Below are 25,440 nucleotides of genomic sequence, written 5' to 3' on the forward strand. Positions count from 1 at the left end.
GGGTCGCGGGTTCGAGTCCCGTCCGCTCCGCCACTTATTTGAGAAACCCAGTCTTACGACTGGGTTTTTTGCTTTTTGGGGAGAAAAAACACTATCACTACCGATACTCGTGCCCCTCGTCGAGGTTTCTTCTCCTCCTTCTATTTTCTCTGCTTTCCTATCTTTAATTTCTTCCTTGTACGCTGCTTATCAACTCAGCTGAACCTCATTCCATCCTAGACATAAAGAAATTCACATTGCTGCTTAGCTGTTTATTCCGTGTAGAGGAATACGCTTAGTGCTGTTTACCTCGAGTTATCACGGTTTGGGTGGGCTGAAATGAGATAATGAGATAACAAAAAGCCGATGGCTGAGCATCGGCTTGTAAAGATGTAAGTAATAAAAAGGTTTTAGCCACGCAGAGCGGCTTTGGCTAATAGGTTTTTTTTATCTGAATCGGAGAGGAATGCTAATTCCAATCCATTGATTTGTGCTTGACGGATCTGCTGCTGGCTTAATCCTGCTTGAGGAGCTGCCACTTCGTATTCGTAGGGTAATTCAATGCCTTCTACCGCAGGATCGTCAGTGTTAATACAAGCAAGAATTCCATGCTCTAAGAAGCGTTTGAGAGGTGGGTTGCTAGGCTTTCAACTGTGCTCGTTTGTAGGTTGGAAGTCAGACATGACTCAATACCGATACGATGCTGAGCCAGATAGTCCATTAGTTTCGGATCATGGATCGCTTTTACACCGTGGCCAATACGCGTTGCGCCAAGCTCTTTAATGGCTTGCCACATGCTTTCTGGACCGGCAGCTTCACCAGCATGGACGGTCACGTGTAATCCTGCATCTCTGACTTGTTTGAAATGTTGGATAAAGCGGTCACCGGGTTGCCCTAATTCATCCCCTGCGAGATCAACCGCAACGATGTGATTTTTCTGACTTAAGATCGCTTCTAGTTCTTGCTGGCAAGCATCTGTGCCAAAAGTACGGCTCATAATACCGATAAGGTTAGCTTGGATACCAAAATCACGCACACCAGCTCGTACCCCATCAACAACGGCTTCCACAACACCAGCAACAGGTAAGTTATGTTTCATTGCCATATAGTATGGTGAGAAACGCAATTCAGCATAGTCAATTCGTGCATTGAGGGCATCTTCGATGTTTTCATAAGCCACACGACGACAGGCATCCAAGTCCCCTAATACTGCCACACCCCAATCGAGCTTAGACAAGAAAGCCACCAGAGACGGTTCAGCTTCGACAATTTGTACATAAGGTGTGAGTGTTTCAACGGTGTTTGCGGGCAATTGAACCCCAAATTTTTGTCCTAATTCGAGGATCGTTTGAGTTCGGATGTTTCCGTCAAGATGACGATGCAAATCAGTTAAAGGGATAGATGAAGTTATCATTATTGTTGTCCTTATCAGTATTTGCCGTTAAGTATAAAAACCAATCCGTTGGCTGTCAGCTTAGGAAAAGAAGGAAAAGGACTTATTTTGTTTAACTTTACTTCATGTTAACCAGATCTGTTGGCCAATCTTGATAAGCCATAGGTTTGCTGAATAGGAAGCCTTGTCCACGTGGGCAGTCTAGTTTAGTCAATAAATCGACCTGTTCTTGGGTTTCTACCCCTTCTGCCACTAACTCAACTTTAAAGCCTCGGGTCATGTTGACGATAGCTGCTACTACGCTGTTTTCAAGGTTGTGCGTATTGAGCTGCGAAACGAATTCTCGGTCGATTTTGAGGCAGTCAAAAGGCAATTTGTGCAAGTAGGCTAAAGAACTGTAGCCTGTGCCAAAATCGTCGATGGCAATGTGTATGCCTGCTTTTTTCAGTTCTAGCATATTGTGCAGAATCACTGGGTCGCTGTAGACAATACGTGATTCAGTGATCTCTAAAGTCAGATTGGCTGGCTGTAACCCAGACTCTTCCAATATGTTATGCAATTGAGCAATGAAATCTGGGTGAGACAGTTGATTAACGGACAAATTGACATGGATGTGGAAATTAGCTGGCCATTTATTTTCACTCATTCCGCGTACTGTATCTAGACAGGCTTGGCGCAGTATTTGCTCACCAATTGCATTGATTAATCCGCTCTCTTCTGCGATCGGGATGAATTCCAGAGGAGAAATCAAACCGAATTCGGGAGAGATCCAGCGTGCGAGCGCCTCTGCTCCCAAGATTTCCCCGCTGTGCAAGTCGACAATTGGTTGATAGAAGGGAACGAATTCTCGGTTGTCGAGCGCGAGCTTTATTTGAGTGACCATTTGCATTCTTTTGCGTGAAGCATTGGCCATTTCAGGTGAATAGAAACTGATGTGGGCGTGGTCAACTTTAGCATTGCTGAGAGCAATACTACCGTTGCGCAGCCAAACCGTCATATTGGGTTCTTCAAGGTACACAAGTCCTATGGAAACGTTAACAGCAATATTGTCACTAGGCATGCTGAATGGTGAAGCGAAAAGCTTGAGTATATTGGCTGCTACACCTTTTAGTTCATCGTGCTGATTGACATCGGGCAGATAGATGGCGAACTCATCACCCCCTATACGAGCGATCAGTGCAGGAGCGGGGAATGTCAATTTGAGTCGTTGTGAAATGGCAATAAGCAGTTGATCCGCTTGATGATGCCCGAGACTGTCATTGATATCTCGGAACTTATCTATCCCGATCAGGATTAGCCCACCATTGAGTTGGGGAAGTTGATTACAGCTTTCCACTAAACCTTCTCGGCTGAGCAGTTGGGTCAATGAGTCGTACACCAGTTGTGATCGTAGCGCCTTGAAGGATGCCTTGAGGTTATTGGTCATCTCGACAAAGGCTTGAACGAGTAGACTGGTTTCGTAGATCTGCCCAGGTTTAGGCATGTTTGCGGCCCAATCTCCATTTGCGAGCTGGCGAGCGGCTGAAGCAGTAGAAATGATAGGGTTGGCGATCCGGTTTAATGTCATTAAGCCAAGTAGTAAACCTGCGATACTGACGACAAGGCCAATTAGCCAACTGGTTTTTTGGTTTTCAGGCAAGGTTCCTAGCAGTTCCCCTTCCGCGATTGAAACACTGATATACCAAGTTAGGCCGTATTGATCGGTAAAAGCGGATGCTTGATTAAAATAGCGTTGCTGGTTGACGTAAGTGGTGAAAATGCCCGTATCTAGGCCGCTTTCTACCAATTGTTCTGCACTACGACGGATGATTGGATTGCGGTTTTCACTGGCTAGCAGCCTTTCTCCTTTGGGACTGAGTTGCGTCCCCCATGACACAACGCTTCCATCACTCGAATGGGCAATAAGCCGTTGTTGATTGTCCATGACATACACATCAGCGTTGATGCGCTGTTTTAGCTGTGACAAAAACAAATTGAAAGTATTGAGTTTGACATCAGAAACCATGACACCAATAAAGGTCTGATCTTGGAACACCGGACTCAGCGCTGAAAGAGTAATCTCCTGCTTTTCATCCATATTGGTATAAACCGATGACCATTGAGCAGAAGGTTGCTTGGCGACGGGCAAATACCAAGGACGCACACGAGGGTCATAGTTATCAATAATAGTGCGGACATTTTTCTGAATAACAGGGGTTTGATAAATCACCAATTTATTATCGGTGCGAACATCTTTGAGCATCAGGCTGTATTGCTCAGGGGCGTCTTTACGTAAACCGACGTATTCACCATTAATACCACCGAAGCTGATCACGTCAATTTGCTGGATGTTATTACCAATAGGTATAGCTGCCGCACGAATGAAGTCTTCAATCTTGGTGAGATCATTCGGTTGGTAGAGATGATGAAAGCCAACGTTATAGGCAATCATCTGGTTGGCGAAGAAAGGGCGGTGTAAGAAATCAGACAAACGTTGAGAGATGCTATCAGTCAGGTAAGACAGTTGCTTGGTGCTGAGTTCTTTTACTGTCTGTTCATAGCGATAGGTCTGCACGGCTGCCATAGCTAATATCATGAACAGAAAGATCACGACAAATGGCAGTATGATGGCGGTTTTTAAGCGTATTTGACGATTTAACGGCATACCCTTCTCTTGTCTCTCACATCCTGTGCAGTAAAGTTGGGTAGCCGTTAACCTGACACTTAATACAACTCTTTGAGTTTACGTGTCAGTGTATTTCGTCCCCAGCCCAGTACTTTGGCAGCGTCTTGTTTGTGTCCATTCGTATGGTCAAGAGCCGCTTCTAAAAGTATACGTTCAAATTCTGGGAGTGCGTAGGCAAGCAATTCAGTCTCACCGGAAGCTAACGCTGATTTCGCCCATGTCTCTAATTGCTTTTGCCAACTTATATCATTATCAAAATGGCTCGCTTTTTTTTCTGATAATAATTCGGAAGGAAGATCACTTGGCAGCACTTCACTACCACTAGCCATCACAGTAAGCCAGCGACACATATTTTCCAATTGGCGCACATTTCCCGGCCAATCCAACTTAGTAAGAATGTCGACGGTTTTAGGGTTGAGGGTTTTCATCTCAACGCCCAATTCTTTGGCCGCCAGTGCGAGAAAGTGCTTGGTGAGTTTTTCGATATCCTGCCGGCGTTCACGCAAAGAGGGAATATGAATACGAATAACGTTGAGCCGGTGAAATAAATCTTCTCGGAATTTCCCTTGGTGTACCAACTTCTCAAGATTTTGGTGAGTTGCAGCGACAATCCGTACATCCACTTTAATGGCGACATGACCACCGACACGATAAAACTGACCATCAGCCAGTACGCGTAATAGCCGAGTTTGAATATCCAGCGGCATATCACCGATTTCATCGAGAAATAAAGTTCCCCCATTGGCTTGCTCGAAGCGGCCTTGGCGAACGGTATTCGCTCCAGTGAAAGCGCCTTTTTCGTGGCCAAACAGTTCTGACTCGATCAAATCTTTTGGAATTGCCGCCATATTTAGCGCGATAAATGGCTTTTGTGCTCGAGGACTGTGTCGATGCAGTGCATGGGCCACTAATTCTTTGCCAGTACCTGATTCACCGTTGATCAGTACGGAGATAGAAGAGCGCGACAGGCGACCTATAGCACGAAATACTTCTTGCATCGCGGGGGCTTCACCAATGATCTCCGGTGCTGAATAATTTTCACTGGGACGATGCGATACCTTACGCTGCTCTTGTCCATGAGCAATCGCTCGTTCAACCAAAGTGAGCGTTTCATCTACATCAAAAGGTTTGGGAAGATACTCGAACGCACCTTGTTGGTAGGCGTTGACCGCGGCATCCAGATCAGAATGTGCGGTCATAATAATCACCGGGAGCTCAGGGATATGCTCATGTACTTGATTTAGTAGAGCAATACCATCCATCCCGGGCATGCGAATGTCGGATACTAAAACATCGGGCGTCTCACGCTCTAGCGCAAGTAACACACTTTCCGCATCAGCGAAGGTTTCGCATTTTATATTGGCGGAAGAGAGGGTCTTCTCCATCACCCAGCGGATGGAACTATCATCATCGACAACCCAAACGTATCCTCTACTCATAGACAGTCCTTAACAGCAATTCAAAATTGGCAAATAAATGGTAAACATGGTGCGTCCTGGCCAGCTTTGCACCTCTATTTTTCCCTGATGTTGGTCGATCAGGTTTTGTGAAATGGACAGCCCCAAACCAGTCCCCCCCTCACGGCCACTGACCATTGGGTAAAACACAGTATCTTGTAGTTCTGGAGGGATGCCGGGTCCGTTATCAATAATCTCAATGCTGGCAACGAGCTTATGGCGTTGACCGTGAATATTGGCCTGATGCACTGTTCTGGTGCGCAGGGTGATCACGCCGTGTGGTTGGTCAGCTAAGATCTGAGCCGCATTACTGACAATGTTCAGTAAAGCCTGTTCGATTTGATCGGTGTCCATCAAGATATTGGGCAAGCTCGGATCATAGTCGCGTTCAAAAACGAGATTGTCCCCCGCTTCCAGATCGACCAACTGACGAACCTTTTCCAAAATGAGGTGAAGGTTTTCCCATTTTTTCTCGCCCGGCCGTTGCGGGCCGAGTAAGCGATCGACCAATCCTCGCAAGCGGTCTGCCTGTTCGATGATGATCTGGGTATATTCTGTAAGGGCGGGATCGGGAAGCATACGCTCTAAAAGCTGCGCAGCTCCTCTTAAACCGCCCAGTGGATTTTTGATTTCATGGGCTAACCCTCTGACCAATAATTTAGCCGCTTGCTGCTGAGCATGCTGGTTTAATTCTTGGGTTAGTCTGCGTTGTTGGCCGATGGTGCGCATTTCAACCAGCAAAAGCAGTTCTTTCTGCCATGAAATAGGGCTTACGGTTACCTCTAGCATCAAGGGTTTTCCGTCGACTACTAAAGTGACATCGCTATCTGTAATGCTTTGCCCACTTTGCAGTGGCTGGGTGAGTAGCTGCAGATCGAGGGAAGAATGCTGAACCAGTTGGTGCAGATGCTGATTGATCAAACGTTTAACGCTTTGTGAGAATAACTGCTCTGCGGCAGGGTTCGCATAACGGATCAGCAGTGACTCATCGAGAATGAGCACCGAGGTGACCTGATTATTGATGATGGTTTGACTTAGTTCTGCACTCACACTCGTTCTCACTCGATGACCTAGCTTAACAGCGTAATGCACAATATTGGTGCATTACGCATTAAGTATGGCGCAAGGGAGTGCAAACAAAAAGTGAAACTCCCTAAGCGATCGAGCGAACGGTCACATCTTGCTGCTATTTCACCGTAGCCCGATGCAAATGCACCGTGATAATCGATGAAGATGCAATAAGCTTGCCGTTTTCAATCGCTTGAATCGTAAAGGTATGAGTACCGCGATCGATGTTTTTCAATTCCCAAACAGGTTGGTTGGTCGGCGCACCATAAGGTCTGCCATCCATCATCAGTTGTAACTGCTCACCAATCGCTAATTTTCGGTTTAACTCGGAGCGAATGATGATAGTGCCACTGTTACTGCGTACCGTGTCATCATGCTTTGGAGAAACTAAAGTTATTTTTAATGGTTCGAGCGTTTGTGGCGTGGGGGGCGCCGCTGTTTCCGTTTTCTCTTCTTCGATAGCCGCCGCTTCGGCTAATGCAGTATCAACGGCCTCTTTTTCAATTGGCTGGGTTGAGTCAAAGCTGGGGGCCGGTGCTTGAGCTTCGAAATCCGGTAAATGGATAGACTTCGCTTTATCACTTTGTGGACTATCACTAAAGTGGATTACGCCCTTTTCATCGACCCATGTATAGGCGTTTTGTGCGGCGATCTGGGGTACCCACAGTAAACTAATGAGTAACAACAGAGGACGAGACGATTTCATATATCACCTCAATAGAATGAAGGTTTCACGTTATGGATCATGAGCTTATACTCATGATTAGAATTGTAAGACACATGTTAATGCGAACGGCGGGCGGACTAAATAAGCAAAAGGCCCGCCTGCGAGGCGAGCCTAAATATAGATGTAACTAAAGTTATCTGTTACACACTGCATCAATTACACAGAGTAGTACAGTTCAAACTCAAGTGGGTGAACAGCAACGTTTACGCGCTCAACTTCTTTTGTTTTCAGCTCGATGTAAGAATCGATGAAATCATCAGAGAATACGCCACCGGCAGTTAGGAATTCACGGTCATTGTCTAGGTACTCTAGAGCTTGTTTCAGTGATTCCGCAACTTTTGGAATTTCTGCCGCTTCTTCAGCTGGTAGATCGTACAGATCTTTATCCATTGCTTCGCCTGGGTGGATCTTGTTCTTGATACCGTCAAGACCAGCCATCAGCATTGCTGCAAACGCTAGGTATGGGTTTGCTGCTGGATCTGGGAAGCGAACTTCGATACGACGCGCTTTCGGGCTTGGTACCACTGGGATGCGGATAGACGCAGAACGGTTACGCGCAGAGTAAGCCAGCATTACAGGTGCTTCGTAGTGAGGAACCAGACGCTTGTACGAGTTGGTTGCAGGGTTCGTGATTGCGTTCAGTGCACGTGCGTGTTTGATGATACCGCCGATGTAGTAAATCGCCATTTCAGACAGGCCGCCGTACTTGTCACCTGCAAACAGGTTAACGCCATCTTTTGCTAGAGATTGGTGAACGTGCATACCAGAACCGTTGTCGCCTACTAGTGGCTTAGGCATAAAGGTCGCGGTTTTACCAAAAGCGTGTGCAACGTTGTGTACTACGTACTTGTAGATTTGGATTTCATCCGCTTTAGTCGTCAGCGTATTAAAGCGAGTTGCGATTTCGTTTTGACCAGCAGTCGCTACTTCGTGGTGGTGAGCTTCAACAACAAGGCCCATTTCTTCCATCACTAGACACATTGCAGAACGCAGATCTTGTGAAGAATCCACTGGAGCTACTGGGAAGTAACCACCTTTAACGCCTGGACGGTGACCTTTGTTACCGTTTTCGTAATCAGAACCTGTGTTCCACGCGGCTTCTACGTCGTCGATTTTGAAGAAAGAACCAGACATATCGGTTGCGAATTTTACATCGTCAAACAGGAAGAATTCTGGCTCTGGCCCCACAAGAACAGTGTCTGCGATACCAGTTGAGCGCATGTATTCTTCAGCACGTTTTGCGATAGAACGTGGGTCACGGTCGTAACCTTGCATAGTTGCAGGTTCTAAGATGTCACAACGAATGTTCAGCGTAGCATCTTCAGTAAATGGGTCGAGCACAGCGGTAGATGGATCTGGCATCATCACCATGTCAGATTCGTTAATACCTTTCCAGCCAGCAACAGATGAACCATCAAACATTTTACCGTCTTCGAAGAAGTCAGCATCAATTTGGTGAGAAGGGATAGAGATGTGCTGCTCTTTACCTTTAGTATCGGTAAAACGCAGGTCAACAAACTTAACTTCGTTTTCTTGGATCAGTGATAGAACATTTTCTACTGACATCTTGGATAACCTCCGGTGTTTATAAGCGGTATGGGCTCGAGCCTTAAATAAAGTCGGCAAAGATTACTGCGTTGTACTATGGGTAACCGATGCTGAAAATACTTAAGCGAAAAGCGTGCCATGTTTATAAATCCAATATAATTCATGGTCTTGGTGAGCTGGAGTTTAATTTTCGATGCCTTAATGCACCAAAAAGATCCTGGCTTGCACTATTTTGGTGCCTCATCTTGTTGCTCTGCACCATGTTTTACCAAAACGTTTGCTATTTCGCGCTCAATTGCAGAGGTTGTCAATGACTCTGGCGGCTGAAAAGTCTCTGGTAGCTAAGCATTACGAGCAAAATGAAGAAAAAAACGTCGATTTCAGCGCGACAGATCACATATTTCTAGGTTTTTCGCTAAAATCTGGTACATTATTGGCCGTTTTTGAACCATGTTCGGCGACTGCTTTGGCAGCCAGCCTCAATGAAAAGTGAAGCAAACCCCGATGACCACTCCGCAAATTGAAAAATTAAGAAACATCGCGATTATCGCGCACGTTGACCACGGTAAGACTACCCTGGTTGACAAACTGCTCCAGCAATCCGGCACGTTAGAGTCTCGCGGTGATGTTGAAGAGCGAGTCATGGACTCGAACGACATTGAAAAAGAGCGTGGTATCACCATTCTGGCGAAAAACACCGCTATCAACTGGAATGATTACCGCATCAACATCGTAGACACCCCGGGACACGCGGACTTCGGTGGCGAAGTTGAGCGTATTATGTCGATGGTAGACTCTGTTCTATTGATCGTTGACGCAGTAGATGGCCCGATGCCACAGACTCGCTTCGTAACCCAAAAAGCGTTTGCTCATGGTTTGAAGCCAATCGTTGTTATTAACAAAATTGACCGTCCGGGCGCACGTCCTGATTGGGTTATGGATCAGGTATTTGACCTGTTCGATAACCTAGGTGCGACTGACGAACAGCTTGACTTCCAAGTGGTATATGCTTCAGCGCTGAACGGTTGGGCAACACTGGTTGAAGGCGAAACTGGCGAAAACATGGAACCACTGTTCCAAGCAATCGTTGATAACGTTGCTGCGCCACAAGTTGACCTTGATGGTCCACTGCAAATGCAAATTTCTCAGTTGGATTACAGCTCTTACGTTGGTGTTATCGGTGTTGGCCGTATCAAGCGCGGTAAAGTAAAACCAAACCAACAAGTGACTGTTATCGGTGCTGATGGTAAGAAACGTAACGGTAAAATCGGTACTGTTCTGGGCTACCTTGGTCTGCAACGTTCTGAAACTGACCAAGCGACAGCTGGCGACATCGTTGCTGTTACAGGTTTGGGTGAGCTGAAAATCTCTGACACCATCTGTGATGTGAACACGCTTGAAGCGCTTCCACCATTGAGCGTTGATGAGCCAACGGTAACCATGACGTTCCAAGTGAACACGTCTCCATTCGCGGGTAAAGAAGGTAAGTTCGTGACTTCACGTAACATCCTTGAGCGTCTGGAAAAAGAACTGGTACACAACGTAGCACTGCGTGTTGAACAAACTGAAGACCCAGACAAATTCCGCGTTTCAGGTCGTGGTGAACTTCACCTGTCGATCCTGATCGAAAACATGCGTCGTGAAGGCTTTGAACTGGCGGTATCTCGTCCTGAAGTTATCCTGAAGCACGAAGACGGTCAGCTGATGGAACCGTTTGAAACGGTAACCATCGACGTGCAAGAAGAGCACCAAGGCGGCATTATGGAGAAAATCGGCATGCGTAAAGGCGAGCTGAAAGACATGTCTCCAGATGGCAAAGGCCGTATCCGTATGGATTTCGTGATGCCTTCTCGTGGCCTGATCGGCTTCCAAACTGAATTCATGACTCTGACTTCAGGTTCAGGTCTGCTGTACCATACTTTTGACCACTACGGCCCACACAAAGGCGGTGTAATCGGTCAACGTGTTAACGGTGTACTGGTTTCTAACGGTACGGGTAAAGCGCTAACGAACGCTCTGTTCAACCTGCAAGAGCGTGGCCGTATGTTCATTGGTCACGGTGTGGAAGTTTACGAAGGTATGGTGATCGGTATTCACAGCCGTGACAACGACCTGACTGTAAACCCTCTGAAAGGTAAGCAACTGACTAACGTTCGTGCTTCTGGTACTGATGATGCGCAGGTTCTTACGCCGCCAATCATCATGTCTCTGGAACAAGCTCTAGAGTTCATCGATGATGACGAACTGGTAGAAGTAACACCAGTGAGCATCCGTATCCGTAAACGCTTCCTGACCGAAAACGATCGTAAGCGTGCTTCTCGTGATGCGAAATAATCACTGACTCTAGCTTCTTCTGCTAGATAAGTTATGTAAGCCCTTAGCTGTCACCAGTTAGGGGCTTTATTTTTTTACCGCTAAGATAAAGGAATACGATGTCTGTAGTGATTATTTCGGGTGGTCCAGGTGCAGGAAAAACCACTTTACTGGATGCGTTAGCAGAGCGTGGATATACCGCCTATCCAGAAATTCCCCGTCTGTTGATTGAACAAGAGAGTTCAAAAGAGAATGGCATTTTACCTTGGCACGATTTGCCAGCGTTTGCCGCCCTCTGTTATGACGCGATGCGGGTACAGAAACAGCTGGCACAAAGCCAGCCTACCGTTTTTTTGGATCGTGCTATTCCTGATATCTGTGCGTATTTATTGGGTACAGAGCAGGTGGTGCCTGCCGAGTATTGGCAAGCAAGTTTGGAGTATCATCCACAAGTATTTATGTGTGAGCCAAACTCAATCACGTATCAACAAGATGAAGTGCGGCCATACGCATTTGAAGAAGCGCTACAAATCCATCAAAGGTTAGTGAATACTTACTCTGAACTGGGCTACGAGTGCATTGATGTTCCAATGGCCTCGATTGAGCAACGTGTGGAATTTGTGTTAGCGACGCTATCCGTGGCAGGATAATCCCAACTAACCGACAAGGATGAGCTATGAAATTGACTCACTCTTTTATTGAGCAGCGCTGTCGAGAAACACTGTATTTTGGCCGTTATCTATTGACACGGATGAAGCACGATCGGGTGAATGTGAATGCGGGCTATCTTGCTTACATCACTTTGTTGTCTATGGTTCCGATGCTGACGGTATTGCTGTCGATCCTTTCTTCCTTTTCCATTTTTGCGAGTGCAGGTGATGTGATCCAAGATTTTGTGATCACTCATTTTGTGCCAGCAGCAGGTGAAGTGGTTAAGACTGCCTTGGTGGAATTTGTGGCTAATACCGGGAAAATGACGGCTGTTGGTGGCGCTTTCCTGTTTGTGGCTGCCATTATGCTGATCTCCAATATCGATAAAAATTTAAATTACATCTGGCGAGTACAACGTAAGCGCCGCGCCGTCTTTTCGTTTTCGATGTATTGGATGATTTTGACGCTGGGCCCTATTTTAGTAGGAGCCAGTATCGCGGCGACGTCTTACATCACTTCCTTAAAAATCCTCGATAACGAGGCGCTATCGGGTGCTTATAACCTATTCTTACGTTGGTTACCGTTTGTGCTCTCATTTTGTGCTTTTGTGGGCTTATATCTGCTGGTGCCTAATAAAAAAGTGCGATTGCCTCATGCCATGGCAGGGGCTTTGATTGCGGCCGTGTTGTTTGAGCTGAGTAAAAAAGGTTTTGCTGCCTACATTACACAGTTTCCTTCTTATCAGTTGATATACGGTGCGCTTGCCGCGATTCCCATCTTGTTTGTTTGGGTGTATTTATGTTGGCTAATCGTGTTGGTGGGGGCGGAAGTCACCGCGGCACTCGGCGAACGTGAACACTGGAGTGACTCGCAAGACATGCTACACTTTGCGCCATCTCAAACGAATGATGTAGAGGAAAAACAGAGTGATAGCACTGATCCAGCGAGTAAGTGAAGCCGCGGTACGTGTCGATGGAGAAGTGGTCGGCGCAATTGATAAGGGACTTTTAGTGCTACTCGGTGTCGAACGTGAAGATGATGAAGCGAAAGCCAAGCGATTGGTTGAGCGAGTGACCAGCTATCGAGTGTTTGAAGATAGTGAAGGTAAAATGAATCTGAGCGTGAAAGATGTGGGTGGTAGTGTGTTAGTTGTGTCGCAGTTTACTCTGCCAGCCGATACCAAAAAAGGTACACGTGCCGGATTTTCACGCGGTGCGGCGCCACAAGATGCCGAGCGGTTATATGATTATTTCTCTGACCTTTGTATGCAGATTTTGCCAACGGAGCGTGGACGCTTTGCGGCGGATATGAAGGTATCGCTGGTCAACGATGGGCCAGTGACGTTTTGGCTACAGGTATAACTCGCGTTTGATCGCAAATTAAATGACAACAAGCACCTTAATTCAGTAAAGGTGCGTATTCAGGGATTGAGTATGTTCAAACTTATTACGCCGACAACGGATAATCAGCTCAATAAGTATTTTCATTTCCGTTGGCAGATGCTGCGTGAACCGTGGCGAATGCCAATTGGCTCAGAGCGTGATGAATATGACTCGATGAGCCATCATCGAATGATAGTGGATAGCCGTGGCTATCCTATCGCCATTGGCCGTTTATACATTACTCCTGACAGTGAAGGGCAGATCCGTTATATGGCGGTGAAGGCCAATCGTCGTTCTAAAGGGATGGGGTCTTTGATTCTGGTGGCACTTGAATCGTTAGCTCGTCAAGAAGGAGCAAAGCGCTTAGTGTGTAACGCGCGTGAAGATGCGATTCCATTTTATGCCAAGAACGGTTTCGAGCGACGCGGTGAATTGACCGATGAGCGTGGGCCTGTGCGTCATCAACAGATGGTGAAAACGCTCGATCCTATGGCGAATGTGCTACGTAAGCCTGAATGGTGTACTGAGCTACAAGAGCGTTGGGGTCAACAGATCCCGATCAGCGATAAAATGGGGATTAAGATCCAGCAATATACTGGCTATCAATTTCAGTGCTGCGCTCAGTTGAACCCTAATCTCAATCCACACAATACCTTGTTTGCAGGTTCCGCTTTTACACTGGCGACCTTAACTGGCTGGGGGATGGCATGGCTTTTAATGCGCGAACGTGACTTGCATGGCGATATCGTGTTGGTGGACAGCCATATCCGCTATCGTCATCCTGTGGTGCAAAACCCTGTGGCTGCCACCTCGCTTGATGGGATCAGTGGTGATTTGGATCGTTTGGAATCAGGGCGTAAAGCGCGAATTGTGGTACGGGTCATTATCTCCAGCGGCAATGTAGAAGCGATCGAATTTACGGGCACTTACATGCTGATCCCTAACTATAAAGCCTTGGTTGCTCAGAAGTCGTCTTAGTTCAACGATAGTCTTAACGAGAACGCTGCAGCGCATTAAGGTGCGCTGCGACAATCCTTACTCGTCAACTCAGCTTGTTTGAAATCCCAATTTAAACCAAGGCATTGATCGGCCCAAGACTGCTTGATGTCCAGTTGCCACTCACCTTGCTCTGGTGTGAGTAGATCTGTGCTACCACTTAACATCGCTTGCATGCCAACACCTTTCAGTGGTGTTGGCGTGATGGTAATTCGTCCTCTATCGGCACTAACCGAGAGAGCATCCAGCTCAAAAAGTTGAGTGATTACTGTGTTATCACTGCGTAGTGACATCAATCCCTGACGTAAACTCAGTTGTAATTCCCCATCAAGTGAATGCGCCAGCATGTTGCGATCACCAGCCATGCCTTGTGCTGTCAGGCTGATGTCGGCGAATGCTTCAAGGCCGAAAGGTAAGTTGAACCAAGGTTGTAATGGGCCAACAGGTAATGAGTCGGTATCGAGCGAAAGCTGCCAAGGGGCACTGAGCGACGATAAATCCCATTTAGCATGTGCTTCAATATAACCTCGCTCCAGAGGTAGAAAGGCGCGGGTGAGCTGCCATACGCCTTGTTCACTGTGCATATTGAGTACGCCTTGCGTGCTGAGTATGCCAGCATAACTGGCGCTGTTAGCCGTCACGGCAAGTTTACCCTGCCAAAATCCCCACTGACCGTCTTTAACCCACTGTAAACGTTGGCCATCGGCATTCAGGCCTGAGACTTGCCAAAAGGTCGGTTAACCGTTTGGATGATTTGTAGGTTATTGATATCCAGATCATCAATGCTTAATTTCTGCCAAGCGGGTAGCCCTTGAGCAAATGGCAGTAGATCTTGAGGTTGCTCTGCGATCCATTTTATTCCACTGATCGTGAGTCGGGAGAGCGCGATGCTCTGTTCAGAAAGCTTACCTTTGAGTTGAACATCCCCTTGCCATACTTGTGTATGCCCTTCCATTTCGATGCCTTCGGGCGTGAAAGTCAGTTCTGCATTGGGTTCCACCCACTGTGTGGCAAGCCATTGTGCGGAATCGGCATTGAGAGACAAATAACCTTGTTGCTGTTGCCAAAAGTTTTGCTGCAAGAAGTAATCTTCGACAGAGAGATTGAGATTCTCCCACGTGACTCCATTTGCCGTCAGCTGGCTGTTCAGTAGATCTAAACTATTAATGTGATGAACATTCGGCGCTAATTTTTGCCATAGTGGGTGAGTTTGCCACTGGTCTAGATTGAGGTTAAGCCTGCTAATGGTCACATTGATGAGGGACCAGCCTTCCGGATATTGCTCAGCCTGCCCGGATATTGGGCTATCGTGCCAGTTAAAGGAAAACCCATACACAGTACTGTCCTGGGGTTGATAGTTAGCATCAACCAGTACTTGATTAAAAGCTTCACCATCAATCGTGATCTGTTCAGCTGAAAGCTGAATTTTTCCGTAAGGCAGTAGTTGCTGAGGGGATATCCACACTGGCTGTTTAATTTGCAGACTCACACCACGGGCGATGATGTCCTGATCAGCCCAATCGATATTGTGCAGTGCCAATTGGTTGAGATGAATAGCATCAGGTAGTGTGAAAGCGGGCAGGCCATGGGCCAAATTTGCCCCATCAACCAAAACACTATCGATCTCTAACTTTTGTTCAAGCAAACCGTATGGGTTGAGCCATAAATCCATTTGCTGAACTTCAATGGCTGGAGTTGTGGAAAGCTGCACGCCGCTCAAACGCAGTTTAAATGGATAGAGGTATTCAATTTTTTCAAAGTGCAGAGTTTCAGGCCACAACTGCTGCACTATCCATTGTGCAGATGGCGTGAAATAGCGGGTATGCATAATACCAAACCCAGCTAATACCAGAATCAGTAGCAGTGCGATACCTGCTACACCCATGGCCAGTAGTTTTCTCATAGTCCCTGCATTGCCATCATCAAAATGTTACCAATCAATCCACTCTCAAGCTTGGAGTAAAGCACGAGAGACAGCAACAAAAAAAGCCCCTCAAAAGAGGGGCTTGCTACTCAGTTATCACTTTTACGCCAATTCGACATTAGTCGAGCTTTGGACCTGCTGCAACCAAAGCTTTGCCTTCTGCGTTATCGGTGTATTTGTCGAAGTTATTGATAAAGCGCGTTGCCAAATCTTTGGCCTTGCTTTCCCACTGAAGTGGATCGACATAAGTATCACGCGGGTCGAGGATCATAGGATCAACGCCTGGCAGTGAGGTTGGTACTTGTAGGTTGAAGATTGGAATGTGCTTCGTTTCTGCTTTCTCGATTGAGCCATCCAAAATCGCATCAATGATGCCGCGAGTATCTTTAATCGAGATACGTTTACCGCTGCCATTCCAACCTGTGTTAACCAGATAGGCCTCCGCACCAGCAGCTTCCATGCGTTTTACCAATACTTCCGCATACTTGGTTGGATGCAGAGTGAGGAACGCAGCACCGAAACACGCAGAGAAAGTAGGCGTTGGTTCAGTGATACCACGTTCAGTACCTGCGAGTTTGGCGGTAAAGCCAGACAAGAAGTGGTACTTAGTTTGTTCTGGAGTCAGTTTAGACACTGGAGGTAGTACGCCAAAGGCATCTGCAGACAGGAAGATAACCTTAGTCGCATGGCCGCCTTTGGAAACTGGCTTCACGATGTTATCGATGTGATAGATAGGGTAAGAAACGCGGGTGTTCTCGGTTTTTGAACCATCATCAAAATCGATTGAACCGTCACTGAGTACCGTGACGTTTTCTAATAGTGCATCACGGCGGATAGCGTTATAGATATCAGGCTCTGCTTCTTTAGACAGCTTGATAGTTTTCGCGTAGCAGCCACCTTCAAAGTTGAACACACCATCATCATCCCAGCCGTGCTCATCGTCACCGATCAAAGCACGTTTTGGATCGGTAGACAGGGTTGTTTTACCTGTGCCAGAAAGACCGAAGAAGATCGCGACATCACCCGCTTTGCCCATGTTGGCTGAACAGTGCATTGACGCAATACCTTGTAGTGGCAGGAAGTAGTTCATCATTGCGAACATACCTTTTTTCATTTCGCCGCCGTACCAAGTACCGCCAATGAGCTGCATGCGTTCGGTCAGGTTAAACACAGTGAAGTTCTCAGAGTTCAGACCATGCTCTTTCCACTTCGCATTGGTGCATTTCGCGCCGTTCATTACCACAAAGTCTGGTTTGAAGTGCGCTAGTTCATCTTCGCTTGGGCGAATGAACATGTTTTTCACGAAATGTGCTTGCCATGCTACTTCAGTAATAAAACGTACACTCAGGCGAGTATCCGCGTTGGCACCACAGTAGCCATCCAATACGAATACACGTTTGCCTGAAAGCTGTTTGGTAACTAGCGCTTTAAGGTCATTCCACACTTCTTGATTAATTGGTTTATTGTCGTTTTTCGCTTTTTCGGAGGTCCACCACAAAGTATCGCGAGTGGTATCGTCCTTAACGATAAACTTATCTTTTGGTGAGCGGCCAGTGAAGATGCCAGTATCAACCGCAACCGCGCCTAATTCGGTGACCACACCACGCTCATAACCTTCGAGGTCAGAACGGGTTTCTTCAGCGAATAACAGTTCATAGCTCGGGTTACGAACCACTTCTGTTACGCCTGTGATCCCATATTGGGCTAGATCGAGTTGTGCAGCCTTTGTATGTTCCATAACGGTCATAGGTGCTCCTTGTAGGATTTTGTAGGGATTTTGTAAGAATTTATGTAATTGTTATCTGCTCACCATGCTAGCAACGGACCTGAGTGAAAACAGGGAGGCAGGTCAAAAATTACCCACCGGATTTCTGTGGTTTTAGGTAACTCGTCACATATATTGGTATTACTATTTTATCGTGCGCGCAAACCTTTGCGCCAGTAGCCAAGGATTAATACTTTTAAGAAATTAAGTACGGCGTACTGTGATGTGGATCTTTGATTTTATTGATTTTTTCATAAGAAAAAGCCAGCTTACAGCTGGCTTTTTGGCGGTTTTTACGTGCTTGTTAAACGCGGCGAATTAATGCAATACCGAGTTATCGGTTGACTGTGGTGCATACAATTCAGCAACTTGCGCTGCATCGAACGAGTAGGTAGTACCACAATAATCACAGTGCAAAGCCACCACGCCATCTTGCGCTAGAATGTCATTGATTTCTTCACGCGCCACAGTCACGATGGCCGCCGCACTGCGTTCACGTGAGCAACCACAGCGGAAGCTGACCGGATGTGGTGCGAACAACTGAACTTTCTCTTGGTTGTAAAGACGGTACAGCAGTTCTTCCGCAGGTAGAGCAAATAACTCTTCGTTCTTGATGGTGTCAGTTAATTGTTCTAAATGTTCGAAATCATCGGCAGAGCCTTTACCATCGGGTACGATTTGCAGCAACATACCAGCAGCACAGGCTTTACCTGCATGCTCACCAACGCGGATCCACAAACGAGTTTTGAGCTGCTCTGAACGTAGGAAGTAACCTTCGAGCACATCGGCAAGGGTATCGCCTTCTAAACCCACTACGCCTTGATAGCGTTCACCTTGCTTAGGTTCAATGGTAATCACCAGATGACCCTTGCCAAGCATATCGTGTAAGCCTGCATCGTCAGCAATATCGCCTTGCCAGCGAGCAACACCACGTACTTGCTGGTTGTTATCACCGTTAATCACTACCAGTGATACTGGGCCATTGCCTTGCAGTTGCAGGGTAATTGAACCTTCGAATTTCAACGTCGCAGTAAGCAGTGAGGTTGCAACCAGCAGTTCACCGATTAAGTGTTGCACTGCCGCAGGATATTCCTGACTGGAAATCATGTGCTGATAAGTTTCATCCAGTTGGACCAACTCACCACGCACAGAGAGGTCTTCAAATAGATAGCGATGTAGCATGTTGTTCGCCATTGAGTTTGTCGTCATAAGGAATTGTCCGGCTATTTACTGATTACTGATGAATAAATTTGAGTAGATCTCGGCGCTGCTTCTTGTCCGGACGTCGATCCGGACTCGGGTTGAGCTGGCGCATCATGGCATTACGTTCACGCTTAGCGATGCTTTCTGCCGTTTCACGGTAGAGTAGTTGCGCTTCTGGTGCTCCACGGCGTTGATCTGAGATCTTTTCGATAATGACAGTTTTCTCGTCATGTCCCTGACGCAGAGTGATCTGTGCGCCAAGTTCAACCGATTTACTGGGTTTGGATCGCTGGCCATTATAGTGGACTTTGCCACCTTCGACCATATTTCGCGCTAGTGAGCGAGTTTTGTAAAATCTTGCAGCCCACAACCATTTATCCAGCCTAACGTCATCTGCACTGGAACTCATTGCCACATTTCCTCTCTAACCTTGTTACTTTCTGGCCAATTTTCTTGATTAACAATGGTGTTTAGTGGGCAGTTTTTCAAGCAAGTCGACAATTTAACGTTTGAGACAGTTCGCTCATCCATGCTTGTGATATATTGCCATGCCTGCATAAAGTATTGAAAAACATCTGTACAGGCGAGTTTGCGCAAGATTGAGCGCAAAAGTACAGAAAGGAATAACGTGGAAATTTATGGAATTTAAACAACTTCCTCCGCTAGCAACGTGGCCGCGTTTATTGAGCCAAAATTCCGCGCGGTGGCAAAAGCCAATCAGCGAAGGATTAACTCTGTTGCTGTTGGTGGCATCAGCGTGGACGCTGGGCAAAATGGTGTGGTTGATGTCGGGAGAGCAAGCTCAAGCCCCGAGTTGGAGCCCAACTTTGTCTGCCTTAAAGCCAGATCATCAGCCACTGGATATCAGTGTGTTGCAGAAAGGGGAGCTGTTTGGTGTGTTCACTGAGCCCAAAGAAGCCCCGATTGAGCAGCCTGTTGTCGTGGATGCGCCGAAAACTCGTTTGAACCTAGTGCTATCCGGCGTTGTAGCAAGCAATGACTTGCAAAAAAGCTTAGCGGTGATTGCCAACCGTGGTGTGCAAGCGACTTATGGGCTTAACGAAGTCATTGAGGGGACACAGGCAAAACTTAAAGCCGTGATGCCGGATCGAGTCATTATCAGTAACTCAGGCCGTGATGAAACCTTGATGTTAGAAGGATTGGATTATACCAGCCCAACCGCATCTTCTACGCCGAGTTCACAACCACCACGGACAAATCAATTAAGCCAAACGCCACAGTTTGAAGACAAACTGGATGCGGTTCGTGAGGCTATTGCGCGTAACCCGCAGGAAATTTTCCAGTATGTGCGCCTGTCTCAGGTAAAACGTGACGACAAAGTGCTCGGTTATCGAGTCAGCCCCGGCAAAGATCCGGTTCTGTTTGAATCGATCGGTTTGCAAGATGGCGACATCGCAGTAGCCCTGAATGGTATGGACCTGACCGATCCGAATGTAATGAACACCGTATTTCAGTCGATGAATGAGATGACTGAAATGAGTCTGACGGTTGAGCGTGATGGTCAACAACATGATGTATATATTCAATTTTAACGCTGAGGCGAATGAGAACGCGTTAGTGAGGCAAGGGAGTTCCCAGTGAAATTTTGGCTGAAAAAAAGTTCGTGGTTGCTGGCTGGCAGTTTGCTGTCCACACCTCTGGCGATGGCAAATGAGTTTAGTGCCAGCTTTAAAGGCACCGACATTCAAGAATTTATCAATATTGTCGGACGTAACCTTGAGAAGACGATCATCGTAGACCCTTCTGTACGTGGCAAAGTGGATGTTCGCAGTTTCGATACGTTAAACGAAGAGCAATATTACAGTTTCTTCCTTAGTGTGCTGGAAGTGTACGGTTTTGCGGTTGTTGAAATGGATAATGGTGTGCTTAAGGTCATCAAATCCAAAGATGCAAAAACCTCAGCGATTCCAGTATTGAGTGGTGAAGAGCGCGCCAATGGTGACTCTGTGATCACGCAGGTCGTTGCGGTTAAAAACGTCTCGGTGCGTGAGCTTTCTCCATTGTTGCGTCAACTTATTGATAACGCCGGCGCAGGTAACGTTGTGCACTATGATCCGGCCAATATTATTTTGATCACAGGCCGTGCGGCCGTAGTGAACCGTTTGGCGGAAATCATTCGCCGTGTCGACCAAGCTGGCGATAAAGAAATTGAAGTCGTTGAGCTCAATAACGCGTCAGCGGCCGAAATGGTGCGTATTGTTGAAGCTCTGAACAAAACCGCTGATGCGCAAAACACCCCTGAATTTTTGAAACCCAAGTTTGTTGCGGATGAGCGTACTAACTCCATTTTGATTTCTGGCGACCCGAAAGTACGTGAGCGCCTGAAGCGCTTGATTAAACAGCTTGATGTGGAAATGGCTGCCAAAGGCAATAACCGCGTGGTGTATTTGAAATACGCGAAAGCGGAAGATCTGGTTGAAGTGCTCAAAGGCGTTTCAGAGAACCTGCAAGCTGAAAAAGGAACGGGCCAGCAAACCACTTCAAAACGCAACGAAGTGATGATTGCGGCACACGCCGATACCAACTCGTTAGTACTTACTGCGCCGCAAGACATTATGAATGCGATGCTAGAGGTAATTGGCCAGCTTGATATTCGCCGCGCACAAGTTTTGATTGAAGCTCTGATTGTCGAAATGGCCGAAGGAGATGGTATCAACCTTGGTGTACAGTGGGGCTCTCTGGAAAGTGGCTCAGTGATTCAATATGGCAACACAGGTGCTTCGATTGGTAATGTGTTGATTGGCCTTGAAGAGGCCAAAGATACCACGGAGAAAAAACCGATTCGTGATAGCAATACTGGCGCAATTAAATATTACGAAGAAACCACCACCAAAGGGGATTACTCAACACTGGCTTCCGCTCTCTCTGGTATCCAAGGGGCTGCGGTCAGCATTGCTCTGGGGGACTGGACGGCGTTAATCAATGCGGTGTCTAACGATTCCAAATCTAACATTCTGTCCTCACCTAGCATTACCGTCATGGATAACGGTGAGGCTTCGTTTATCGTGGGTGAAGAAGTGCCTGTTATCACTGGCTCAACCGCAGGCTCCAATAACGACAACCCATTCCAAACCGTGGATCGTAAAGAGGTGGGTATCAAGCTGAAAGTGGTACCGCAGATCAACGAAGGTAACTCAGTGCAGCTTAATATTGAGCAAGAAGTTTCCAACGTATTAGGTGCCAATGGAGCCGTTGACGTGCGCTTTGCAAAACGTCAGCTCAACACTTCAGTGATGGTACAAGATGGACAAATGCTGGTGCTGGGTGGTTTGATTGATGAGCGAGCGCTAGAAAGTGAATCCAAAGTTCCTCTGCTGGGTGATATTCCGCTGCTGGGACAACTGTTCCGTTCAACCAGCTCTCAGGTGGAAAAGAAAAACCTGATGGTGTTCATCAAGCCAACCATTATTCGTGATGGCGTGACTGCCGATGGTATTACCCAACGTAAATACAACTACATCCGTGCTGAGCAACTGTTCCGCGCTGAGAAAGGCTTACGTTTATTGGATGATGCTAGCGTGCCCGTTTTGCCAAAATTTGGCGATGACCGCCGTCATCCACCTGAAATTCAAGCCTTTATTGATCAGATGGAAGCCGAGCAATGACCGAAATGGTGATCTCTCCTGCTGAGCGGCAGTCGATTCGTCGTCTGCCTTTCAGCTTTGCCAACCGCTTCAAGCTCGTGTTGGATTGGAATGAGGACTTTTCACAAGCCAGCATTTACTACTTGCCGCCTCTCTCTATGGAAGCGCTGGTGGAAACCAAGCGGGTGGTCAAAGATACTTTCCAGCTTATTGCTTTGTCGCAAGCGGAATTTGAAAGCAAGCTGACTCAAGTTTATCAGCGTGATTCTTCGGAAGCGCGACAACTGATGGAAGACATTGGCGCCGACAGTGATGACTTCTTCTCACTGGCGGAAGAACTGCCACAAAATGAAGACTTGCTGGAAAGTGAAGATGATGCACCGATCATCAAACTGATCAACGCCATGCTGGGCGAAGCGATCAAAGAAGGTGCATCGGATATTCATATCGAAACCTTTGAAAAGACCTTATCGATCCGTTTTCGGGTTGATGGTGTGCTGCGTGAAGTGCTTGCACCAAGCCGCAAGCTCTCCTCGCTACTCGTTTCGCGGGTCAAAGTTATGGCCAAACTCGACATTGCTGAAAAGCGGGTGCCACAAGATGGACGTATTTCGTTACGTATTGGTGGCCGCGCGGTGGATGTGCGGGTTTCGACTATGCCGTCCTCACATGGTGAGCGAGTGGTAATGCGTCTTCTGGATAAAAACGCGACCCGACTTGATCTGCACAGCTTGGGCATGACGGCACAAAACCATGATAACTTCCGTCGTTTGATCAAGCGTCCGCACGGGATCATTCTGGTGACAGGGCCTACTGGCTCGGGTAAATCGACGACCTTGTACGCAGGTTTACAGGAGCTAAATAGCAGTGAGCTCAATATCCTGACGGTAGAAGATCCGATCGAATTTGATATTGATGGTATCGGCCAAACCCAAGTTAACCCTCGGGTGGATATGACGTTTGCTCGTGGTTTACGCGCCATTTTGCGTCAAGACCCAGATGTGGTGATGGTGGGGGAAATCCGTGACTTGGAAACCGCACAAATTGCGGTGCAAGCTTCTTTAACAGGTCACTTAGTAATGTCGACACTGCATACCAATACGGCGGTGGGCGCAGTGACTCGTCTGCGTGATATGGGGATCGAACCGTTTTTGATCTCCTCTTCTCTGCTTGGCGTGTTGGCACAGCGTTTAGTGCGAACCTTGTGCTCAGACTGCAAAGAGCCTTATGAAGCAGACAAAGAGCAACGCAAGCTGTTTGATTGTAAGAAAAAAGAACCACTGATCCTCCATCGTGCTAAGGGTTGTCCTAAGTGTAATCACAAAGGCTACCGTGGCCGAACGGGTATTCATGAGTTGTTGCTGGTGGATGAAGCACTGCAGGAGCTTATCCACAGCGAAGCGGGTGAACAGGCGATGGAAAAACACATCCGCTCAACCACTCCAAGCATTCGTGATGATGGTTTAGACAAAGTGCGTCAAGGCATTACTTCGTTGGAAGAAGTGATGCGGGTGACTAAGGAGTCCTGATGGCGGCGTTTGAATACAAAGCGCTGGATGCCAAAGGACGCCACAAAAAAGGCGTGATTGAGGGCGATAATGCGCGTCAAGTGCGTCAGCGCCTGAAAGAGCAAGGCTTAGTGCCGATGGAAGTGGTCGAAACTCAAACCAAAGCGGCTCGTAGCCGCAGTAAAGGAATGGGTTTCAAACGCGGCATTAGCACACCAGATTTAGCGCTGATCACTCGCCAGTTGGCAACCTTAGTACAATCAGGCATGCCGCTTGAAGAGTGTTTGCGCGCGGTGGCTGAGCAGTCGGAAAAGCCGCGTATTCGCACCATGTTAGTGGCAGTACGCGCCAAAGTAACTGAAGGTTATACCTTGTCTGACAGTTTGGGTGATTACCCGCATGTGTTTGATGAGCTATTTCGTTCAATGGTTGCCGCGGGAGAAAAATCCGGTCACCTCGATTCCGTGTTAGAGCGTTTAGCTGATTACGCAGAAAACCGTCAGAAGATGCGCTCTAAACTGCAACAAGCCATGATTTACCCTGTGGTTCTGGTGGTGTTTGCGGTGGGGATTGTGGCCTTTTTGCTGGCCGCCGTTGTACCCAAAATCGTTGGGCAGTTTGTGCAAATGGGGCAAGCCTTGCCTGCATCCACTCAGTTCTTGCTTGATGCCAGTGATTTTCTGCAAAACTGGGGAATTTGGCTACTGATTGGGTTAATGCTCGCCATTAGTCTGGTGCGTTGGGCTTTGACCAAGCCGGATGTCCGTTTGAATTGGGATCGTCGAGTTATCTACTTACCTGTAATTGGAAAAATTGCTCGTGGTCTTAACACCGCTCGTTTTGCGCGTACGCTTTCGATCTGTACCTCAAGTGCTATCCCGATTTTGGATGGCATGCGTGTGGCGGTCGATGTAATGACCAATCAGTTTGTGAAACAGCAAGTATTGGCGGCGGCAGAAAACGTGCGTGAGGGTTCAAGCCTTCGCAAAGCCTTGGAGCAAACCAAACTCTTCCCGCCTATGATGCTGCACATGATTGCCAGTGGTGAACAGAGTGGTGAGCTGGAAGGCATGCTGACCCGTGCTGCGGATAACCAAGACAGCAGTTTTGAATCAACAGTCAATATCGCGCTCGGTATTTTTACCCCGGCATTGATTGCTTTAATGGCAGGTATGGTGCTGTTTATTGTGATGGCAACCCTGATGCCGATTTTGGAAATGAATAACTTAATGAGTCGTTAAGTCGTCACGCGCGGC

General features: G+C 47.3%; 18 protein-coding genes and 2 pseudogenes. 10 read left to right on the forward strand and 10 right to left on the reverse strand.

Features of this window, described 5'->3' with window-relative positions:
• Nucleotides 1-389: 389 nt before the first annotated feature.
• The 6 genes and pseudogenes from add to glnA all read right to left on the reverse strand — a co-directional run bounded on the left by add (nucleotide 390) and on the right by glnA (nucleotide 8,855).
• Nucleotides 390-1,393 (reverse strand): annotated as a pseudogene (gene add, locus D908_RS0119310) (adenosine deaminase).
• A 97-nt stretch (nucleotides 1,394-1,490) separates the two neighbouring features.
• Nucleotides 1,491-4,016 (reverse strand): phosphodiesterase GepA, encoded by a 2,526-nt coding sequence (gepA, locus tag D908_RS10710; protein WP_005524260.1) that lies wholly within the window; start codon nucleotides 4,014-4,016, stop codon nucleotides 1,491-1,493.
• A 59-nt stretch (nucleotides 4,017-4,075) separates the two neighbouring features.
• The gene (gene glnG, locus D908_RS10705) at nucleotides 4,076-5,476 is read right to left on the reverse strand and encodes a nitrogen regulation protein NR(I) (protein ID WP_000086394.1); all 1,401 of its coding nucleotides are present in this window, start codon (nucleotides 5,474-5,476) and stop codon (nucleotides 4,076-4,078) included.
• Nucleotides 5,477-5,485: 9 nt separating this feature from the next.
• The gene (glnL, locus tag D908_RS10700; RefSeq protein WP_001271954.1) at nucleotides 5,486-6,544 is read right to left on the reverse strand and encodes a nitrogen regulation protein NR(II); all 1,059 of its coding nucleotides are present in this window, start codon (nucleotides 6,542-6,544) and stop codon (nucleotides 5,486-5,488) included.
• 136 nt (nucleotides 6,545-6,680) lie between these two features.
• The gene (locus tag D908_RS10695) at nucleotides 6,681-7,268 is read right to left on the reverse strand and encodes a DUF4124 domain-containing protein (RefSeq protein ID WP_005524262.1); all 588 of its coding nucleotides are present in this window, start codon (nucleotides 7,266-7,268) and stop codon (nucleotides 6,681-6,683) included.
• A gap of 177 nt (nucleotides 7,269-7,445) precedes the next feature.
• Nucleotides 7,446-8,855, reverse strand: a complete 1,410-nt coding sequence (gene glnA, locus D908_RS10690; protein WP_000110155.1) for a glutamate--ammonia ligase — start codon at nucleotides 8,853-8,855, stop codon at nucleotides 7,446-7,448.
• Nucleotides 8,856-9,147: 292 nt separating this feature from the next.
• Between glnA and D908_RS0119315 the strand changes: the two genes are divergently transcribed.
• From D908_RS0119315 to D908_RS10665, 6 genes are all read left to right on the forward strand, one after another.
• A complete protein-coding gene (locus D908_RS0119315; protein ID WP_005524264.1) occupies nucleotides 9,148-9,330 on the forward strand; it encodes a hypothetical protein in 183 nt (60 codons plus the stop codon).
• 11 nt (nucleotides 9,331-9,341) lie between these two features.
• Nucleotides 9,342-11,171 carry a translational GTPase TypA gene (gene typA, locus D908_RS10685; protein ID WP_005519367.1) on the forward strand — a complete coding sequence of 610 codons (1,830 nt, stop codon included), beginning with the start codon at nucleotides 9,342-9,344 and terminating at the stop codon, nucleotides 11,169-11,171.
• 98 nt (nucleotides 11,172-11,269) lie between these two features.
• On the forward strand, nucleotides 11,270-11,800 hold the full coding sequence (locus D908_RS10680) for an AAA family ATPase (protein ID WP_000117699.1): 531 nt from the start codon (nucleotides 11,270-11,272) through the stop codon (nucleotides 11,798-11,800).
• Nucleotides 11,801-11,826: 26 nt separating this feature from the next.
• Nucleotides 11,827-12,756: a virulence factor BrkB family protein gene (locus D908_RS10675; RefSeq protein ID WP_005524266.1), complete on the forward strand. Its 930-nt coding sequence runs from the start codon at nucleotides 11,827-11,829 to the stop codon at nucleotides 12,754-12,756.
• Entirely contained in the window at nucleotides 12,728-13,162 is a 435-nt protein-coding gene (gene dtd, locus D908_RS10670) for a D-aminoacyl-tRNA deacylase (RefSeq protein WP_000560959.1), read from the forward strand. The genes D908_RS10675 and dtd overlap by 29 nt, the downstream gene beginning before the upstream one ends.
• A gap of 72 nt (nucleotides 13,163-13,234) precedes the next feature.
• Nucleotides 13,235-14,161: a bifunctional GNAT family N-acetyltransferase/hotdog fold thioesterase gene (locus tag D908_RS10665; RefSeq protein ID WP_000475465.1), complete on the forward strand. Its 927-nt coding sequence runs from the start codon at nucleotides 13,235-13,237 to the stop codon at nucleotides 14,159-14,161.
• Nucleotides 14,162-14,196: 35 nt separating this feature from the next.
• On the opposite strand, the pseudogene D908_RS0119320 reads toward D908_RS10665, so the two are convergent.
• The 4 genes and pseudogenes from D908_RS0119320 to hslR all read right to left on the reverse strand — a co-directional run bounded on the left by D908_RS0119320 (nucleotide 14,197) and on the right by hslR (nucleotide 19,480).
• Nucleotides 14,197-16,082, reverse strand: a pseudogene (locus D908_RS0119320) (AsmA family protein).
• Nucleotides 16,083-16,221: 139 nt separating this feature from the next.
• A complete protein-coding gene (pckA, locus tag D908_RS10660; protein WP_000217620.1) occupies nucleotides 16,222-17,850 on the reverse strand; it encodes a phosphoenolpyruvate carboxykinase (ATP) in 1,629 nt (542 codons plus the stop codon).
• A gap of 336 nt (nucleotides 17,851-18,186) precedes the next feature.
• On the reverse strand, nucleotides 18,187-19,062 hold the full coding sequence (hslO, locus tag D908_RS10655) for an Hsp33 family molecular chaperone HslO (RefSeq protein WP_005524268.1): 876 nt from the start codon (nucleotides 19,060-19,062) through the stop codon (nucleotides 18,187-18,189).
• Between the two features lie 40 nt (nucleotides 19,063-19,102).
• Complete coding sequence (gene hslR, locus D908_RS10650) at nucleotides 19,103-19,480, reverse strand: ribosome-associated heat shock protein Hsp15 (RefSeq protein ID WP_000098847.1); 378 nt, start codon at nucleotides 19,478-19,480, stop codon at nucleotides 19,103-19,105.
• A 229-nt stretch (nucleotides 19,481-19,709) separates the two neighbouring features.
• On the opposite strand from hslR, the gene gspC reads away from it, so the two are divergent.
• From gspC to gspF, 4 genes are read left to right on the forward strand one after another with little or no spacing between them, the layout of a single operon-like run.
• Complete coding sequence (gspC, locus tag D908_RS10645) at nucleotides 19,710-20,624, forward strand: type II secretion system protein GspC (RefSeq protein WP_000394682.1); 915 nt, start codon at nucleotides 19,710-19,712, stop codon at nucleotides 20,622-20,624.
• A 45-nt stretch (nucleotides 20,625-20,669) separates the two neighbouring features.
• Nucleotides 20,670-22,697 carry a type II secretion system secretin GspD gene (gene gspD / locus D908_RS10640; RefSeq protein WP_005524269.1) on the forward strand — a complete coding sequence of 676 codons (2,028 nt, stop codon included), beginning with the start codon at nucleotides 20,670-20,672 and terminating at the stop codon, nucleotides 22,695-22,697.
• Nucleotides 22,694-24,205, forward strand: a complete 1,512-nt coding sequence (gspE, locus tag D908_RS10635; protein ID WP_000138180.1) for a type II secretion system ATPase GspE — start codon at nucleotides 22,694-22,696, stop codon at nucleotides 24,203-24,205. Before gspD ends, gspE begins: the two co-directional genes overlap by 4 nt.
• On the forward strand, nucleotides 24,205-25,425 hold the full coding sequence (gene gspF / locus D908_RS10630) for a type II secretion system inner membrane protein GspF (protein ID WP_005524273.1): 1,221 nt from the start codon (nucleotides 24,205-24,207) through the stop codon (nucleotides 25,423-25,425). Before gspE ends, gspF begins: the two co-directional genes overlap by 1 nt.
• Nucleotides 25,426-25,440 lie beyond the last annotated feature (15 nt).

The organism is Vibrio mimicus CAIM 602 (assembly GCF_000338875.1).
Taxonomy (GTDB): domain Bacteria; phylum Pseudomonadota; class Gammaproteobacteria; order Enterobacterales; family Vibrionaceae; genus Vibrio; species Vibrio mimicus.

What these genes read in the sequence shown, in the direction of transcription:
- D908_RS10675 (WP_005524266.1), top strand. Translation starts at nt 11,827, where the DNA reads ATGAAATTGACTCACTCTTTTATTGAGCAGCGCTGTCGAGAAACACTG.
- gspE (WP_000138180.1), top strand. Translation starts at nt 22,694, where the DNA reads ATGACCGAAATGGTGATCTCTCCTGCTGAGCGGCAGTCGATTCGTCGT.
- hslO (WP_005524268.1), bottom strand. Translation starts at nt 19,062, where the DNA reads ATGGCGAACAACATGCTACATCGCTATCTATTTGAAGACCTCTCTGTG.
- pckA (WP_000217620.1), bottom strand. Translation starts at nt 17,850, where the DNA reads ATGACCGTTATGGAACATACAAAGGCTGCACAACTCGATCTAGCCCAA.
- D908_RS10665 (WP_000475465.1), top strand. Translation starts at nt 13,235, where the DNA reads ATGTTCAAACTTATTACGCCGACAACGGATAATCAGCTCAATAAGTAT.
- glnA (WP_000110155.1), bottom strand. Translation starts at nt 8,855, where the DNA reads ATGTCAGTAGAAAATGTTCTATCACTGATCCAAGAAAACGAAGTTAAG.
- hslR (WP_000098847.1), bottom strand. Translation starts at nt 19,480, where the DNA reads ATGAGTTCCAGTGCAGATGACGTTAGGCTGGATAAATGGTTGTGGGCT.
- gepA (WP_005524260.1), bottom strand. Translation starts at nt 4,016, where the DNA reads ATGCCGTTAAATCGTCAAATACGCTTAAAAACCGCCATCATACTGCCA.
- gspC (WP_000394682.1), top strand. Translation starts at nt 19,710, where the DNA reads ATGGAATTTAAACAACTTCCTCCGCTAGCAACGTGGCCGCGTTTATTG.
- D908_RS0119315 (WP_005524264.1), top strand. Translation starts at nt 9,148, where the DNA reads ATGACTCTGGCGGCTGAAAAGTCTCTGGTAGCTAAGCATTACGAGCAA.
- typA (WP_005519367.1), top strand. Translation starts at nt 9,342, where the DNA reads ATGACCACTCCGCAAATTGAAAAATTAAGAAACATCGCGATTATCGCG.
- glnG (WP_000086394.1), bottom strand. Translation starts at nt 5,476, where the DNA reads ATGAGTAGAGGATACGTTTGGGTTGTCGATGATGATAGTTCCATCCGC.
- D908_RS10695 (WP_005524262.1), bottom strand. Translation starts at nt 7,268, where the DNA reads ATGAAATCGTCTCGTCCTCTGTTGTTACTCATTAGTTTACTGTGGGTA.
- D908_RS10680 (WP_000117699.1), top strand. Translation starts at nt 11,270, where the DNA reads ATGTCTGTAGTGATTATTTCGGGTGGTCCAGGTGCAGGAAAAACCACT.
- gspF (WP_005524273.1), top strand. Translation starts at nt 24,205, where the DNA reads ATGGCGGCGTTTGAATACAAAGCGCTGGATGCCAAAGGACGCCACAAA.